This window comes from Bradyrhizobium sp. NBAIM18 (assembly GCF_020193825.1).
Taxonomy (GTDB): domain Bacteria; phylum Pseudomonadota; class Alphaproteobacteria; order Rhizobiales; family Xanthobacteraceae; genus Bradyrhizobium; species Bradyrhizobium yuanmingense.
Genome location: NZ_JADYVO010000010.1, coordinates 211,442 through 228,928, shown reverse-complemented (window position 1 = coordinate 228,928; position 17,487 = coordinate 211,442). Strand labels below are relative to the sequence as shown.

The 17,487-nt window shown below is 60.4% G+C and carries 5 protein-coding genes; 1 reads left to right on the top strand and 4 read right to left on the bottom strand.

Annotated elements, in window-relative coordinates:
• Positions 1–65 precede the first annotated feature (65 nt).
• The 4 genes from I6F17_RS22945 to I6F17_RS22930 are packed head-to-tail and all read right to left on the bottom strand — an operon-like array spanning position 66 to position 16,413.
• Entirely contained in the window at positions 66–2,261 is a 2,196-nt protein-coding gene (locus tag I6F17_RS22945; protein ID WP_225127892.1) for a 3'-5' exonuclease, read from the bottom strand.
• Positions 2,258–8,653, bottom strand: coding sequence for a DEAD/DEAH box helicase (locus I6F17_RS22940; RefSeq protein WP_225127893.1), 6,396 nt, complete (start codon positions 8,651–8,653; stop codon positions 2,258–2,260). The genes I6F17_RS22945 and I6F17_RS22940 overlap by 4 nt, the downstream gene beginning before the upstream one ends.
• A complete protein-coding gene (locus tag I6F17_RS22935) occupies positions 8,650–13,464 on the bottom strand; it encodes an N-6 DNA methylase (RefSeq protein ID WP_225127894.1) in 4,815 nt (1,604 codons plus the stop codon). Before I6F17_RS22935 ends, I6F17_RS22940 begins: the two co-directional genes overlap by 4 nt.
• Before the next feature lie 3 nt (positions 13,465–13,467).
• Complete coding sequence (locus tag I6F17_RS22930) at positions 13,468–16,413, bottom strand: DEAD/DEAH box helicase (RefSeq protein ID WP_225127896.1); 2,946 nt, start codon at positions 16,411–16,413, stop codon at positions 13,468–13,470.
• 278 nt (positions 16,414–16,691) lie between these two features.
• Here I6F17_RS22930 and I6F17_RS22925 point away from each other — a divergent pair, with 278 nt between their 5' ends.
• The gene (locus I6F17_RS22925) at positions 16,692–17,186 is read left to right on the top strand and encodes a hypothetical protein (protein WP_225127899.1); all 495 of its coding nucleotides are present in this window, start codon (positions 16,692–16,694) and stop codon (positions 17,184–17,186) included.
• Positions 17,187–17,487: the final 301 nt, after the last annotated feature.

Sequence of the window (17,487 nt, the reverse complement as noted above, 5' to 3'; positions counted from 1 at the left end):
TTTTAGGGGGCTCCCTTTTTCTTGAGTACCCCCCAGGGTGCTCTCGCCCCTTCCTTGGCCGCTATTTATGATTTGCCAACAGACTTCGGAACGATGACGAGGTCGGTCGGTTCACCGCTCCACGAAATTCGCAACAACTTCTTGGCGCGGGTCGCGGCGACATGGAGGAGCGATTTCTCCTGTTGCAGAATGTTGCGGCGATCGACATCGTCCGCAGCGGTTTTCAAGCGAGCGGCTGGGGGGAAGACCGACTTCGACAGGAGCGGGATCGCCACGGCCTCGAATTCGAGCCCTTTGGCCCGGTGCATGGTCGACAATCGAACTCCTGGCTGTCCACGATCGTCACCCATGTTGGGCCGGAGCCGAATGCTCTCGATGCCCGCATCGGTCAGCTTGCGGGCCAGGTGGTCGATCTGGGCACCCGTGCGCAGCAAGATGCCAATGTCGGCCAGTTGTGTCCCGCCCGCCTTGAGTGCAAGAAGCCAGTCCGCCAATGCCTTAATCTCTTTCTCCTCGCTGGGGTAGCCGACAAGTTCCGGCGGAGGACCACGGAAGGCACTCGTATAGCCGTTCAGATTATCAGTTCCCTCGTCGAGATCATCGATAGGCACGCCTTCGAGAATCGAGACTGCCCATCGTCGTATTTCATCGCTCGTCCGGTAGTTAAGCCGCAACTGGCGCGAACGCCCGCGCACGTTGATTCCGCACGCGCTCATCGTCGCGCGCCGCGCGTAGATTCGCTGATGTGCATCGCCCACGATGAAGATCGAATTGCGGTCGCCGCCAACCTTTTCGGGCACGATGGCGCGGATGAGACGGAATGCCTGCTCACCCATATCCTGTGCCTCATCGACAACCACCGAGCTGTAAGAAAGGTTGGGGGCTTCAGCTTTCAGAATCTCGATCGCCTCGCGGTAACCGTCGTCGGGCTCAGCCAAGCTCTCATCGATCATCCGTGCGCGATAGTCGGAAAAGATCTTCCAAAGGACAGCCCGGCTGCGCCGGTCAAGCGCCGTTCCGCGGCCTGTGCGAGGCACCTTGAAATACTCGCGCTCGCTCATCACGCCCTTGGCCTGGACTACCTGCTCCCACTCGGCACGAACGAATTCTTCCGAGAGCCCGTCAGGACGGCTGTGTGCGTCGAGAACCTCCCGCCATACTGTGTCGAGGCGATCTCGGTTCTCGCCAAAATAAACGATCTCGCGAGGAAATTTCTTGCGCTTGAGGAACTGGCTCACCCAACGGTCGAGGTTGATGATCTCGATCCTCGGGTTCGTCCCTTCAAGATGTTCTGGACATAGCGTCTTGAGATTCGACTGAATGTCGATGGCGAGGTTTGTGGTGAAGGTTGTGAACAGCACCTTTTCCGACAAACGTGCGGCATTTGCGGCGATCTGGTCGGCAAGGTGTTTGGCGCGATGCATCGCGACGACCGTCTTGCCAGTTCCGGCGCCGCCGCGCACCAGGGCGGGGCCGTTGTAATCACGATACGCGACTTTACGCTGGTCGCGGTGGAGAAAGATCCGCCAGCCTTCTAGGTCACCTTCGAAGACGCGACGCAGTTCATCTTCGGTTTCCGGGATGAAGATATGCTGTCGGCTCTCGTCCGATGCGATGATGTCGGCAAATGTCGGGGTAATCTTCTCCTCTGTATCCTCGTCGGCGCTTTTGATGCCGACGAGGGTTCTAATCTCCTCGTCGGAATAGCCGGCCACGAGCGCAAACAGGATATCGTAGCTGGTTGCGTCGAACGCATCCTGGCTCTTGTCGAGGTCCTCCTGGTCGCGCAACTGTCGGACCTTCAAAAGTTCTTCGGCAAGGATCCCAAGCGCCAGAAGCCGTTCATCCGGAATCGCGGCGAATAGGGCGGGAGCTTCCGCGGCGGTCGTCTTTGCTGCTCCGACTTCTTGCTCGACGTCGACGGCCTCGACCACTCGGATTCTGTTTGTGGCGGCGTCGATGCGCACGTCTCGCTTCTCGGCCCAGCGATAAGCATCATCGTGGTTGTTCACGTGCAGAAACATGACGTCGGTCCCGGTGATGAACGCGATCGCGCGATAACCCTGGTCGATCCGGACTGACTTGACGCCGCGGTCACCGGTGCCCCTCACGCTCTCGAAATTCAGGCCGTGAGCCGAGGGGTCGCTCATGAAGCGCGTCATCATGTCGAGGAACTTCGCCGATATGCGGTCGGGAAGCTTCTTCAGCGATCGCAGACAACCGAGGTCGTAGGAGACCCTGTATTGTGTTGCGGCATTCATGCGGCTCTTCCTTCAATCTTACGCAGCACCATGGCGACAACCTGCGTTACTGACTGGCCGGTTTCAGGCTCGAACACGATGAGGTCCCACTCCGCTGTCTCGAAAGGCTCTTCGCAGATGGCGAGGCGAGCCTGCGACCATCCGAGCTCGATCATGCCGACGACCTCCCCCTCGCTAGTCACGTCGAAGCCTTGCCGATCGGGCACCGGCGCATCGGCTGCCCGCAGAGCTTCAACCAACGACCTGAAGCCTTCGCCCGCGAGGGACAGTATCTCGAGCCAGGCGCCCTCAATCGGGGCAGTTCCCACAGTATCGACATCGGGCGCCTCAAGCGTGTCGAGGCCTTGGAATTCGACGTGGAAGCCGGGCAGGTCCTGCAGAAAGTTGACGAGGCGCCACAGCCCGCGCCAAGCCTCGGAGTATCCGGGCGCGACGGTCTGGTCGCCCGGAACACCGGGCAACGTGCCGCGCAGCAGCACTCGGCAGTCATCGACCTCGTCGCGCCAGCTGCTCGGCGCTACTTTTTTCGTCGAAAGGTAGACATCCAGGTTGCGGTCGACGATGTGGCCAAACAGGTCGGACTCTTCGAGGAAGAGACGACCGTCATCGGACAGTGCCGAGATGCGGGGCAAGGTGGCGATGTCGCGGCCACGTCCGACGACGGTGCGCACGAGAACGGAAGCCGCGGCTCCGCAATCGATTTCCGGGTACGAGAGGAGATAGAAAAGACCCTCTAGTGATGTTCGATTCTGCAAGAAGTCTATTTCCGTCTGCAGGTCGGCCATTTCCGGCCTCGCGAGCACGTTTGCCAGGATGCCCGCGTGCGCGGCACCAAGCCGAGCTTCGGTGAAGGGGTTGGGCGGGGCCGCCGCGCCTTCCTCTAGATCCTGCCAGCCCAAGGTCCAAACGCGCGTATGGCCTGACCGCATGAGGAGCAGCCGTGTGGTAAGATCCTCGACGACCGTGTCCGCGTGGTACTTTAGTCCATCCATTTCTACAACGATCGGCCTCGCATTTGAGCCTCCGATCGGGCTGAAAAGGAAGTCGACGCGTTTTCGAGGTACGTCGCGGAAGCGCCTATCGATTTGGACCTGTGTTTCGATGTTCCAGAAATGGCTCCTATCGCCTTCGCTGATCTTGAGGACATGGCCCTTTCGACCGCCCTCGAGTACGTGCGGCTTGACGCAGCCTTCCCCGAAACGCTCGACCAACTTCTGGATGAAGCGCGACTCAAGCTTGCTTTCGACAGCGAAGTTGCGCACCCGAGCGTCAATGCCGGTCTCCGTTCGCGTCAGGTTGCTCCAGCTGGCGAGGATACTGTCCATCATCTGCAGCGCGGTGTCGCGATCCGGCTCGCCGGCGCCAAACTGGGCCCGATAGGATTTGACGCAGCGGAAGCAGCCCGTCTTGCCCTCGACCGCAACGCAGGGGCAGGTTCGCAGTGCCTGCGCGGCAGCCTCCACTACGGTTCGCATTGAGTCAGGATGCTGGGCGAGTTGCCGTAGATAGCCGGATCCTCCAGGGACCGCGTCATATAGAAAGAGGCTGCGGATGGCGGCAAGGCCGTCGAGTTGGGCTTCAACCACCGTACTTCTGATGTGGTCGACCTTTCCTGCAAAATGTGTGCGCATGCCAAGGTTGATGCCGGCAACGAAACTCTTGATGTCGTCATGGGAGGCCTCCCCCATGACGGGGACGATCATCCGGATCGACTCGGTTTCGAACTTTCGCATCAAGAAGACTTCGGCTTCCCAAGCCTCTCGTGCTAGCTCGCCATCATCGTCGCGCTTCACCTTGCACCGGGCCGTGTGCTCGCCAGGGTCGTCATCGCCACGGGGCGGCCGTTGAACAGTCCCGCACTCACAGCAAATTCTGAACGGGCGCGATTTGCGGTTCTCACCCGCAATTCTCGGTCCGACCGGTGCGGAGGCACGTGGCCCAAAATTAAAGTCACGAAAACCGCAACGCGCGATGAATTCGAATCCGAAGGGAGCGGTGGAGCCGTCGTGATCCTGACCGTACCAGGACGTCTCGATGTCGGCCGGACCATAGAAAGGAACAAGGCTACGGTCATACCGCTTTTGCTGCCGTTCGTCCGAATCCCTAATCGCGGCCTGTTGCTCGCTGGTGACCGCAATGACTGTCCTCAGATCGATGGCATTGTGCGTTGAGCCTCCGTCTCCCCACATTTCGTCGCCGCAACGCGGGCAATTAGCGGACGCCTCGGCTGTCGCCGTGAACTCCACATGTGAACAATTCTGGCAGAACCGAAATGTAGTCTGATCTTGCTTGTTAAGGTCGATGCGTTCGATCTGGACCTCGCGACCGCTGGCGTAAAACGTCTGGCCGAGCGCAAATTCCGTAAGCGCGTTGCTTGCAGGTCGCACGTACTCGCGGGTGACGAGATTGTCTCCGTTCTCGATTCGGCGCCCATCGTCCGATTGTCGCGACAGGATCGACTTTAGTTTGACGCCTTCTTCCGGGAAGGCGTAGTTCGGCAGCACCCCCTTGTCCGTCAGGTAGCGCAGCACTGAAACGTCGTCTATGCTCTGGCGGATCGCATGGTTGATCTGCCCCTTGTCACGCTTAATCTCTGCAAGACGCTCGTTCAGCTTTTCCTCGGTCATTTCGTGCGCGCGGCGCTTTACCCGTTTTGCCTCAGCATCGAGTTCGTTCCGGCGTGTGATAAGCTCCTCGCGTTCGGTCCTGGCTTCGTCGAAGATCGAGCGGATCTGCCAGATCAGCGACTGATCGTCCCGTCCGGCGAGATATTCGGTTATGCGGCGCGAAATCTTGGGTCGTATTGCGACTTCGGCGGGCAGCAATGCAATGAAGCGCTTGGCGATCTCTGCACCGTTCTGCTCGAGGAAGAGGAACCAATCGAGTGGGAAGCCGTCGCCGCGGCTTTCATCGAGCTGGCGGAGGACATTGCGCACTTTGCCATAGTCGCCCGTCTGCTCGCCGGTCGCGACGAAGCAATCGAGTGAGAAGGCGGCCGCTTGGCGCAGCAGCACCGACAGGGCCCCGATGTACACCCCCGGCGCGCGGACTCTACCCGACAGCATGGCCTGCGGATCTTCCCAGAACTGCAGGTCGTGTTGCCGAGTGGTTGCGATCGTGAAGTTCAGCGAATTGCCGTCGCGCCGGCCGGAGCGGCCGATCCGCTGGATGTAGTTGGCCTCTTCGGGCGGCACCGAGCAGAGAACCAGTGTCGACAGATCGCCGATGTCGATGCCCATTTCAAGGGTGGGCGTGGCCGAGATCAGGTTGGGGGCCCAGGGTGCCTCCTTGTCAATGAAACCCCGCTCGATTTCGCGGCGCTCATCGACCTCCAGGATGCCGGTGTGTTCGAAGCCGACCACGCGATGATTGCGGTCGGTGTCGAGCAACGCGGTCGCCGACGCCGGAAGGATGTGATCGTCCTTTTCGAGGGTACCGTGGCAGGCGATGCGGGTGCAGGGCGATCCGACGACGGAGGAACTGTCTTCGAGTGCGATTTCCCGCCGGCGGCAAGCATTGCACCGCAGATGGACCACACGATCAGTGACGGTGATGACTTCGGGCTCGATCACATAGCCATGATCGGTCGAGGGACCGACCCTGTCGATCCGACGGACAATGCTTGCGGCCTCGAGGCAGTCCATCGTCGTCTTGAAGATGATGTCGTACTGTGAAACCAACGCGAGCGAGATCGCCGGGAAGAATTTGTCAGCCCAGTCGCGATACCAGTTGGTGGAATGGTCCTGCAACAACGGCTGATATCCTGCGCACGAGCGGAGCAGCGTCACCGGCGCCGGCGCGGGTCCTTTGCGATGATTAGGGATGGGTAGCACATCCTTGATGCCAAGTGATCTGGCAGCCGCAAAATAGTTGGGTCCTCCTATGTTCCGCGGCGGGCTTTGCATCCCCTTGACGATATACTCATGTCCGACCGCGCCTCGCCGCCGCATCTGTTGCAGTAGTCCGCAGATGAAACGAGCGGCGCTCTCGCGGCTCATCTCGAAGTGACCCGATGCGACGTTGGCAAGTCGGCCTGGTAGGCTCTCCGCGACAACATCGACCATGTCTGGCGAGACATCTGCCACCGCGATGCCGGAGGCCTCGAGCGACGATGACATATGAGACAGGTAAGTTAGGTCCTCGAAGTACTCCCAGCCGAGCATCCACTCGACATGAGACATAAACCGGTCGCCGTCCGGCAGATGGTCGCTTCGCAGGAGCTGTTGATAGGGATCCCGCCAGGTTTGGTCGCGCGTTATGAAGCTTGCCGCAAAAGACTCGTCGCCGAGTTCGGCCCGAAGCTTCGCGGGCAGTTTCTTGATCACGTCAGACAGCGTTAGGCCCTGCGTCTCGCTCTGCCTCAGCGCCTTGAAGAGGGACTTGCGGACCACCGAGACGGTGTTGCGAATTTCGGTCACCGCCGCGCGCTGTGCAGCGTCCTGCACCGAGTCGGAGAACATCAGAAGACGCGGCTTGGCTTGCGGATCCTCCTCGTTGTGCTGAGAGGCATAGAGCGTGTTGGCGAGCGCCGCAGTTATTCGCGACGCGCGCAGGCCGAACAGTAGAAGGCCGTGACCATAGCCGCACGCGGGGCAGGTGCGGTCGACCGAGCCGCCGGCGGTCGGATCGTATAGCCACACAGGGCTGCGTGTGCCCGGCTCCAAGCCGTTGTCGTGGTCGCCCGGAATGAATTCGAGGCTCTCGCAGTCGAGCAGTCCGGTGACGACGCCGCCGCGACCGGAGGTGCCGGCTTTCCGGCTGACGCTCTCGTGGTAGATCATCCGTAGCCGGGTCGACCTGTCGTCGAAGTACTCCTCGTAGAGCTCGTTGAGCGGCGCGCCGAGGCTATTGCCAGCGGGAGGCAGCCGGCCGATATGTGCCGTGGTGCCACAGCGCGTGCAGTTCACGAGTGGCAGCATGCGCTTCAATGCGCTCTCTTCGCGGTCGCGCGCGTGGGCGAGGTCGATTGGCGAACGCTTGTTGTCGGCCTGCCAATGCGGCAGCGTTGCGACCATGCCTGCCATTTCCCGCACCCAGGTCTGGATGCGCACACCAAACAATGGCTGCGGCACGGCTTCAGAGCCTGATCGCGCCCACGCCACCAGCGAGACGATCAGTTCGGCTAGTCGGACGCGCGCATCGAGTGTCCTCTTCGAGAGCGCCTTGACCTTGCCAAGCTGCTCGGCGATGGCGCCGAGCTCGAGAGGCGCCTGGGCTTCGGCAATGATGCGCACGACCCTCTGGGTCGCGACGTGTTCGCGCAGCAACCTTCCGAGAAGCAGACGCCAGGCGATCGATGCAGGGTCACCTTTGTGGATCTGCTCAAGCTCGCCATCATCAGGCTCAGGGAAGAGACACTTGGCGAGGTAGCGCGCCGTCTCTGCCTGGCTCAGTCCCATCGAGCGATCGAGCGCCGTCTCGACCTTCGCGTCATCGGGCCACTCGAAATACTCAGCCTCGGGGAAAAACTCGTCCGGCGTCTGGCGCGTTTCGCGGATGACGGCTTCCTCATCGAAGGTCTCGCCAAAAATCGTGCCAGCATATGCGCGCAGTTCCGCGGCAGCATCCGCGCCTGAGCCTAGCGTTGCGGACGATCCCACGCAGACTAGATGTCCAGCAGGCGTGCCGAGGCGATGCTTCAGCCGGCGGATCAGCAGCGCGAGGTCCGCGCCTTGAGCGCCGTCGAAGGTATGCAGTTCATCGACCACAAGGAAGCGCAGCGTTTCCGGCGCGTTCGTCGCCCAGAGCGGCTGGTCCCTGCCGCGCAGCAGCAGATAATCGAGCATCTTGTAGTTGGTCAAAAGGACGTCCGGCGGCCTCTCCCACATGGCGGCGCGCCGCGTAATGACCTCCTGCTCGGTCATCGCGTCACTCGGGGAGACTGGCTCGGCGTCGGCATAGATGCCCGCCCGCACGCCATTCAGCGAGGGAATCTCGTTGATGGCGCGCGCAATGCGCCGCGCCTGGTCGGTCGCGAGCGCGTTCATCGGGTAGATCAGGATCGCTTTGATGCCCGGCTTGCCTAGGTTGACGCGGCAGTGCTCGAGGATCGGCCAGAGGTAGGATTCGGTCTTGCCGGAGCCGGTGCCGGTCGCGACCAGCGTCGATCGCGGGCTCTTGCCGCCAAGACGTTCGAAGGCCGTCAATTGGTGCTGGTAGGGGGCAAAGCGCAGCGGCACCTTCGGGAACGGCTGCTCGAACGGTTCGCCTGGCGCGACCGACTGCTTGAAGGGCATCGCGACCGAAATCCACGGCCCCTTGATGTAATTGGCGGGTTCGGCGAGGAAGCGCTCGACCGTGCCGTCGAAGGCGAGGCTCGTGGTGTTGAGCGTCGCGCGAACCAGATCCTTCAGGCTCTGTTCGACCTGGCGGCTGAGAATGATAGGATTCATGCCGCCTCGCGCTCTTGATGCTTCTCAAAATAGGTCCAGGCGCGTTTGTAGTCCTCGACACGATCGCAGGTATCAAATGGTCCTTCGTACGTTCGAACGACCTTGTGCGGCCCACCAGGCATATAGTCGACCACGGCCTCGCATTCGAGATACGTCTTGCCTGACGTGAGGATTTCCTCCCACCTCCTGCCGCTCGGGCTTCTACCATCTTCCAAGAAGCCTATGCCGGGCAGGCCCTTAGAGCATGTCCACACGATCCTGCCATTCCGGTCATACCAAGTGCCGGCCTCGTTCTGCTGTAGGACGGGAAAGTAGATTCGGTAAATGTCGATCAACTGATCGAGCTTCAGTCCGAGAGCTTGAGCTACTAGAACATCAATTTCCACCAGCGCCATGCGGCGAGCGAAATCAGTGCGGAGCGCGGCTGTGCGATCCCATGTGGCCGGGCCTTTCAGAGGGCCGTCGATGGCGAGGCGTGGATCAGCTGAATGCCAATGATTTGGCGTCAGCGCAGGAGCCTGCTCGTTCCAGAGGTCGGCATAGGCGTTCGTCAGGCATGCTAGACGGAGGGCGCGATGCCTAGCCGTGTCCCCGGGGTCGACGAAGGGCAAGTTAGCGATCACGCTCGCATATATGTTTCCTTGACGAAGCCCCTTAATCAAGAAGTCCAACGGAATAGCACTGGTCAACGCGCTGAACGTCAGCAAATCGCACTGCTTTGAGAACCCCATGCTCTCTAGCGAGTTAATGTGCGCAGTCTTAGGGGGAATGATAGCTGTCGATAAACTTCGTTCCGTTCCCAGATCAACGCGACGTCGATACGCCATTCGATACGTATCAATGTGGGAGGCTGTTTTGTCCCATTCGCATTTTGGCAGCAGTCTCCGAACGTCAGTCTCTGACTTTGCTAGCTGATAGTTTGCACGCGGTCGGTATGCATCATCTATTAGATGAAGATCTATCGGATCATAATCCTGAGGTACCCGACAAACTCTTCTTGGAGTTTTAGCAAGCGGATTTCCGCAGAAAATCACAGGCGACGACAATATGATTGTCCGATCATCTCCAACCCAATCCGTCCTTTTTATAATCGTTCCTGCGTCTTGCGCTCCGCTCTCATGTAAAAGGCCATCGCTTTCGAAAATAACGCCGCTTTCTCGAAGAGTTGGTAGACTGGAAAACAATAGGAACGCGTCCTGAATATCGGCGCTTAAGAATTGATAAAACACTGGATCGTGGGACTTATCAGCGTCACCTTGCTTTGTTGAAAGATTCAAAAACTCATTATCAATGTGAAGAATACGCTTCTTGTGGCCTCGCGTATCCCACGAACCGTTCCATTTGATCCCAGGGACTTCACCCGCACCATCATGTCGATATGAATCCTCCACCTGAGAGGCAAGGAACGCATTTGTAAATTGTTCGAATGCGACTGGAGCCGACGCTCCCCTGTATACGTTCAAGCTAAAGAACTTCGTATGTAGAACTTCCGAGAAATTCTTCGCTACTATTTGATTGCTAAAATTGAAATGCTTTGAGATGCGTGAATACCAATGCTTTCTGAACTCCCCACCTTTGGTCTCAGCCAAGTGGCCGTCCTCGTGGATAAGGCCTATTGAACCCGTCTCAGAGACGAGGCGGAATGAAAGGTCAACGAAGCAACGGTACAGATTGTTGTGACCACCTCCGGCAAAAGGGTTCATCACTGCCGACCCCGTGGCCGTCATCGCTCCCTTCGTCGTTGCGTAAGCATCCAAAAATGCCTTTCGGTCAGCACCCTTTGAAAGAAGACCAGGTAACGCCTTGCGCGTATCGAACGCAGAAAGCCCACGAACGACAAAGCCCGGATCAATGTCTCCGAGCATATCGGCTTCGTTCCACACGGGCTTCGCCCAAGGAGGATTGCCAACAATCACGTCGAAGCCGCCGCGCTCTCTCAGGACATCAGCAAAGATCAGGTCGTAGTGCGTGAACCGCTCGCGCTGAGCGACCTCGCATGCAACGCTGAGCCATTCGACCTCCTGGATAAGCGCATCGACGTTAGTTTCGTGGAAAAGCGCTGCCTGCTTCTTCTTTGGCGCCGGCTGCGAGCCTGCATTCTCATTGGCCGTGATCTGGTCGAACAGATCGCGCTCAGGTGCGGAATATTCCTCGATGCTCGGAACCGCGATCGATCCGTCCGGTAGGAAGCCGCCTTCAAGGATCAGTGTCATGCCGTGCAGAAATTCCTGACGCGACGGCAGCAGATGCGCCTTGTCGAGCGGCCACAGCCACAGGGCGCACCAGGCGTCCATCGCCGTCTTCAGTCGCTTGTAGGGCAGCGTGTTGGAGGCGCGGTCCGCGCCGATCAGCTTTTGCAGGTGCCGGTCCTTCTCGTGGAAGTCGAGCCCGCGAACGCCAAGCATTTCTTTGTCTGGCCAGATCGTGATCGCGTCATTGGTCGAAGCGCGGCTTTTTGCGAGATCGTCGGCCACGATGTTGAACAGGTTCTCGGCGATGCGGCTCAACTTCTGCAGCAGTTTGATTTCATGGGGCTCGAGCCTGGTGAAGAAGCCGTCCTTTCGCCAGGCCTTGATCTTTTTCTGCGCGTCGGCAGCAAATCCGGCGATCGACTTGTCGGAGTCGAACCGTGCCATATCCTCGGCTGGCAGCAGGAACTGCCAGATGTGATCTTCAGGCAGGCCGCCGCGCCAGCCGATCTCCTGCGGCTTGTGGCTGTACCAGAGATCGTCCTTCTTTTTCGCCGACATCAGTAAGGGTGCATAGGACGCGCGTCTCGCGCCGACGAGCGAATTGCCAGCGTGGAGCTGGTCGCGGAACCAGGGCGAAAACTCGCTGGCATGCAGGCCATTGAGCCACAGTGAGATCGCGCCGAGCTCGGTCGCGACTGGGTTCAGGTCAACGCCGAAGCAATTGCGATCGGAGATGAAGGCCCGAACTTTCTGCTTTTCCACCGCGACCTGGTCCTGCGGGACCGTCTTGCCGGTCTCCTTCTGCTTGCGCTCGAGATAGATGTCGGCGAGCTGGTTGGTCGCTTCCACCAGGAATGCGGCCGATCCCATTGCCGGCTCGAGGATCTTCAACTCAAGGATCTCGTCGGCCGCAAGGTCCTTGCAACGCTCCTGCAGCGCATGTTTCACCAACAGCCGCGCCAGCGCCTCGGGCGTGTAGTAGGATGCCGACTTCTCGCGGTCGCGGCCGGCCAGGCGGTAGATAAAGCTACCCTTGGGATAGACCCGGGCCTCTGGCCCGTTGAAGACGAGCTGCTCCGGCTTGAATTCGGCGGCGCGACTGCGCGGCACGAAATAGCTCGGTGCCAGAAAGTCGACATCATCCTGTCGCGACACGGTTTCGGCTTCGCGCTCTTCTTCGCCGTTTTCGTCTTCCTCATCATGACTCGCATTGGATGATTCCTCATCCTCTTCGGCATCCAGCGACCCGCGACCCTTCGGCGGGCGAAGCTCGATCAAATCCTGCTTAGCGACCACACCGGTGAACGAGATCAGCGTTTCGTAGACGGCGCCGAGCTGACCGATGCCGAGCTTTGCGTATGAAATCCGCGCCGTGCCGTTGCTAGATTGCTTGAGTGAAAGGAGACGGATGACTTTTTGTACGGCCTCGTTACGAAGCCTGATCGAGTTCAGGATCGGCGTGCTTTCGGGATCGAGCAGCGAGACCTTCACGGCCGGAAGGCGCATCGCACCCCCGCTGCCGCTGTAGAGTAGGCCGAGCGTACGCTGCAGGCTCTCCCAGAGATAGGTGCCGTTCTTTTCGGCCGGCGTGCGCAGGCGGACGGATTCTAGTTCGCGTAACGCCTCGATGCTGTAGCCGCTGGCGTAGACTGGATCCTTGAGGTTCAACACGTTCAGCCGCGGATTGGCCTCGGCGTAAAACAGAAACAGTAGGCGATACATGTAGCGCAGGCATTCGAGCGACAGTTCTGGTCCGTCGATCCAGACGCCTTTGCGCGGACCAGCCGGATACTTGCCCTCGGTGACGTCGAGTACCTCCTGGCCGAGGATCTCGATAGCGTCTCGGACAGTCCGCTTCAGCGAGGTCGTGACCGTATTTGCGTTGCGCTGGGCCTCTTCCTCGATGCGGTCGGCGATGGGTACGCCCTGATGCGGCACCCGCGCCTCGCGCGACAACAGGCACGCCATGGTTGCGAGTGTGTCCTTGTCCTGGCGCGAGAAGATCTCCTGCAGATCGAACCGGAGGACGGAGCGCGCCGGCCACTTGTGACGGTCGACCAGCACGATCTGGGACAGCCCGAACACGATGACGAGCCGGGGAGGACAACGCAGCTCGAAAATGCCGTCGCCTAGGATTTCCTCGATCGCACGCTCGGTCTCGGCGAACTCGCGTTCGTCGTACGGGAACTGCTCGGCCCGGAAATTCAGCGACAGCGGGTCCGTGCTCTCGTCATCGACGCTAACGAGCGGTGCTTCGATCAGCCAAGCGACATCGCGTCCCTCGACATCAGCAACGGTCGCCAACGCCGGGATAAGGGTCTCGCCCTGGAGCGCAGTATGCAGGCTCTTTCGTTCGTACTCATAGCCGAGCGCCGTCACGAGCGCGTAAGTGATCTTCTGGCGCCACTCGGTGCCGTTGGCGGCATCGGCGGCGTTGCGGATCTTACGCAGCGCAACGAGATACGGCTCACAGCAGCCCGCGAGGCGATCGACCGGGTTTTCGCCATCGACAGCCTTGGACCAGCGTGATGTGATCTCGCGCAGCTCGTCCTGCAGCGAGTCCGAAAGTGCGCCAGCCGGGAAGAATTCGGCCTCGTTCTCGATACCGATCAGATCCATTGCTCACCCAACGAACACGGCCTTGATTGCAACGAACGGATTAGGGTCGTCCACTATCCGCCGCCGGCTTGAGTGCCAGGCTGCGAGGTCGGCGAAGATTGTGTCGATCTCGGCCGCGCGATTCTGGCGCCGGGTTTTCTGACGACGCTGCTGGATGGTCAACTGCGAACCGTTCTGAGGGACATCCGCAAATTTCATATCGAGATCGGCGCGGAAGCGCGCCTCAAGGCCGGCAAGTCGTTCGAGCGTGGCGTCGAGGCTGGTTTCGATCTCGGCCTGGCGCTCTTTGCGCAGCTTGACGAGGTGCGACTGGAACGCATCGACAGCCGGCGCGAGCGTCCTGGCCGCGGTCTCCTCGTCCGGCTTGCCCTTGTTCGGGATGCTTCCTGAAAGGCCGGTACGGGCCACGAAATCACTGACCTGCTCGATGCCGGTGACACGGCCGTTTCGCAGCGTCACCGCCGCCCAGCAGTCCACTACCGGTGCGCCAAGTTCATTCGGCACGGCGCCATGCAGGATGACAGCGACCTCGCCCTCGGCAAGGCGGCCACGCAGGTTGCAGAGCGGCGCGCTCATTTCCGGGAAGAACGTCTCCGCGCGGTTGCCGAACCAATCAAGGATCGGATGGCCGTCCCACAGATACTGGACGTGCGGCCAACTCCGCTCGTCGGTCTTAGCCTGCGCGATCGCGGTGTTTATGACGTCGGCGCGGTCGGACAGCTCGACCGTGCCGCCCTTGCCGACGGCTTCGACCGGCATGTAGCGGTCGTCCACTTCGTCGGTTCGACTATAGCCAAGTCCGCCGTCGCTCATCATGTCGCCCGGGATTGGAAGGCTGATAATGCGGGCAGTCTGGTCGACGTCTGGCGCGGTATCGAAGACCCTCTCGTTCGGTTCGGCGAGCCTTTGCAGCATTGCCTCGGTGTAGGCGAATGTGTCCGGAAAAAGCCGTGGCGGCATTTCCACGCGCGACGCACTTGTTGTCGGCGCGGCCAAGGAGCTGTCGACGCCCTGATAGTCGCCAAACAGCGCGTCGAACTCATCGTCGACGGTCCTGACCCTTGATGCATTTGCGGCGCGTTGATCCATTTCGCCGGCGAAGGTTTCCGCGCCCCTGCCATCGCTGACGGCCCTGGCGACGACTTCCTCTTCGCGCTCTACGTCGCCGGCACCGAGGAAGACGGCGGGATCGCCGACGCCGTCCTGGGCCGCCTGGTCCTTCTCAACCAACTTCTCAAGCACCCACATGTCGCGCACTTTTGGATGACGGCTTTCGCCGACGAAGTAGTAGATCTGCGGCGGCCGGTCCTGCCCATAGCGGTCGATGCGCCCGTTGCGCTGTTGGAAGCGAAGCAGCGACCAAGGCAGGTCGAAATGGACCAGCCGATGGCTCTGAAAATGCAGATTGAGACCTTCGGAGGCCATGTCGGAGGCGAGCAAGATGCGAAGCGGCGACCGCTCCTGGCCGAAATCCTCAAGCACCTGCTGTGTCTTCACGTCCGCCTCGACGCTGGCACCGTCGACGCGTCCGATCATCTCAGGCGAGAGGCCAAGATCAGCGGTGAGGCGCTCCTCCAACCATGCGAGCGTCCGGATGCGTTCGGAGAACACAACAAGACGATCGCGCGGGTCCTTGCCGGTCCATTTGATGTCCTTCACCAGTTGCAGGAAGTCTTGGTATTTCCGAAAATCACTGGGTTCGATTGAGGTAAGCAGTTCGGCCAGATCGGATAGCTTCTGCTTGTCGGTTTCGCTGCCTTTGCCTGTGCCCCGCTCAATGCGGGCAATCCGTCCCCTCACGGTCTCGAGGCAGGCAGCGGGGCTGGAGAAAATCGCTTTCGCAAGCGTCGTGCGGAAAAGATCGATGGCGCGGCTTGCTGGTGCATCCATGTCGAGATCTAGCTTGAGCTCGGCGATCATGGTGTAGGCCGCTTCCTCCTTCTCGCTCAAAGGGAAACCGCGGCGATGAAGCTCGCGCGGCGGGATCGTCGACCCGAGCGCCGCCAGCACTTCGGGGGAAGTCCGGAAGCGGCGGATAACGAGATCCTCGATGTCGTCGCGATGCAGTTTTTCGGGATCGGGGACTCGTGTCGGGTCCAGCATCTCGATCAGGCTTGCAAAGCTTTCCCTGGAGCCGTCATGCGGTGTCGCGGTCAGCAGCAACAGCGAGTCGGCCTTGCGCGACAGAAGCTTCGCGAGCTTCGATCGAAGGCTCAGATTGCCGCCGCCCCTGACTCGCTTGGCGGCGTTGTGGGCCTCGTCGATGATGATCAGATCCCAGCTTGACTGCTCGATCGCTGCCCGGATCTGGCTGTCCTGCTTCAGAGTGTCGATCGAGACGATCGATCGGTCGAACTGATCGAACACGTTGTAGTGCGCGGGGATCTGGTTGCGCATCCGCCGGATAGCCGCGCTGTCGAGGCGCGACAGCGGGATCGAGAAGCGGGTCCAGAACTCCTTCTGGAACTGCGCCAGCATGGCGCGGGTGGTGACGACCAATATCCGCTCGGCCCGGCCCCTGAGAATCAGCTCGGAGGTGATCAGGCCGGCCTCTAGCGTCTTGCCAAGACCAACGTCGTCGGCGATCAGCAGCCGCACCCGGTCCTGCGCCAGCGCCATTTTTACCGGGACATGCTGGAAGGCGAGATCGTCGATAGCGGCCTTGCCGAGCGTCAGTGGTTGCGATGTCGTGGTTGGCGTGGACCTGAATGCCGACTCCAGGAACAGCTTGGTGTCGAGAAAGCCGGCCGAGTGGTCGCGTTCGAGCGCAATCTTCGCTGGGTCGAGCACAGCGTAGTCGTCCTCGAGTTCGACAACAAACCGCGCCGTCTTGCCCTTCACGAGGCCGGACATCCCGCGGCAGGAGACGACATTGCCGTGCGCCCGCCGCTCATGGCCCGTGACCTTCCAGGTCGACGACCGCACCCGGATTAATGTACCGACGTTCATGGAGTTACCCGTCCCAATGGCAGACGGTCCCTCAAACAGCCTGAGAGTTCAATAGGTTTTTGGGGTCCAAGTCATTGATCTTTTGGATAAAAGTGAATCTGTGGAAAACTGTTCGCCGGGGAGCTCAGGTCCATTCCTCCACGCACGCGCGAAGGACAAAAAATCGCACGGCCGCTTCGGGTCCATCAGCCGCCGCCAGCCGAGAACAGCCTTTGTCCGGTCCCACCCGCTGCGACTTAGTGCGCCTTCCGTCCCTCCGCGCGGTTCACGACAGTCTCTTGCTCAGCCAGAGCAAGGTCAAGCAGCATGCGACCCTCCTTCGGCAATCCCCCGAGCGCCAGTTTCTCGATGGCCATCATCTGCACCAACAGCCCCTCGATCTCGGCGCGAGGGACCTGCTGTATCCGCTGCCCGACACGTTCTTCGGCGCTCAGCGCGTCCTTTCCATTTCAGGTATACTGGTCGCGTCACTGAAGACAGGAGGCGACCATGACCAGCACGAGCGGAAGCGGCGCATCATTAACCTGCTCGACAGTCTTGCGCGTCAGGAGGCGGACCTCGGCGCGAAGGGGACGAGCTGGAAGAGCTCATCCGCGATGTGCTGTATCGGCTCAACGATGTTCGCCAGGGAAGTGCCGAGTAACCGCATGATCGTGCGCCATCTCAAAGGTCTGCGCGAAGGCAGTCAGCTTGGCCGCCTGATCTTTGAAGAGTTCGACATGGGAGATCGACCATGGGTGCCCCCTGAGGTGTATGGCTGGGATCCCGATTGATCGGCCAGACCACCCATAACACCGGGTGCGCGACGCCGCCTCCGATCTCGCTTCTGACCAGACCGCGCCGCACGATCTTCTCCCGCGGCAAGCCGGTGATGCGTGCCTCGTGCGGGTCGCTTAAGATCGGTCGCGTGTCAGCCCATCTGGCGCTCACGACTTAGTTTAGGACGCGATTTCATAAATCTCCCCGGCGGACCGCTTGGCAGCGTCTGCTATCTCCCGATAGCGACTAAATTCCGCCGCGCAGCGAAATGACGTGATGGGCCACTGGACTCGGCCAGGGCCCCTTCATACTCCT

Coding starts and splice junctions, on each gene's coding strand:
- I6F17_RS22930 (WP_225127896.1), bottom strand. CDS start 16,413: ATGAACGTCGGTACATTAATCCGGGTGCGGTCGTCGACCTGGAAGGTC.
- I6F17_RS22940 (WP_225127893.1), bottom strand. CDS start 8,653: ATGAATCCTATCATTCTCAGCCGCCAGGTCGAACAGAGCCTGAAGGAT.
- I6F17_RS22945 (WP_225127892.1), bottom strand. CDS start 2,261: ATGAATGCCGCAACACAATACAGGGTCTCCTACGACCTCGGTTGTCTG.
- I6F17_RS22935 (WP_225127894.1), bottom strand. CDS start 13,464: ATGGATCTGATCGGTATCGAGAACGAGGCCGAATTCTTCCCGGCTGGC.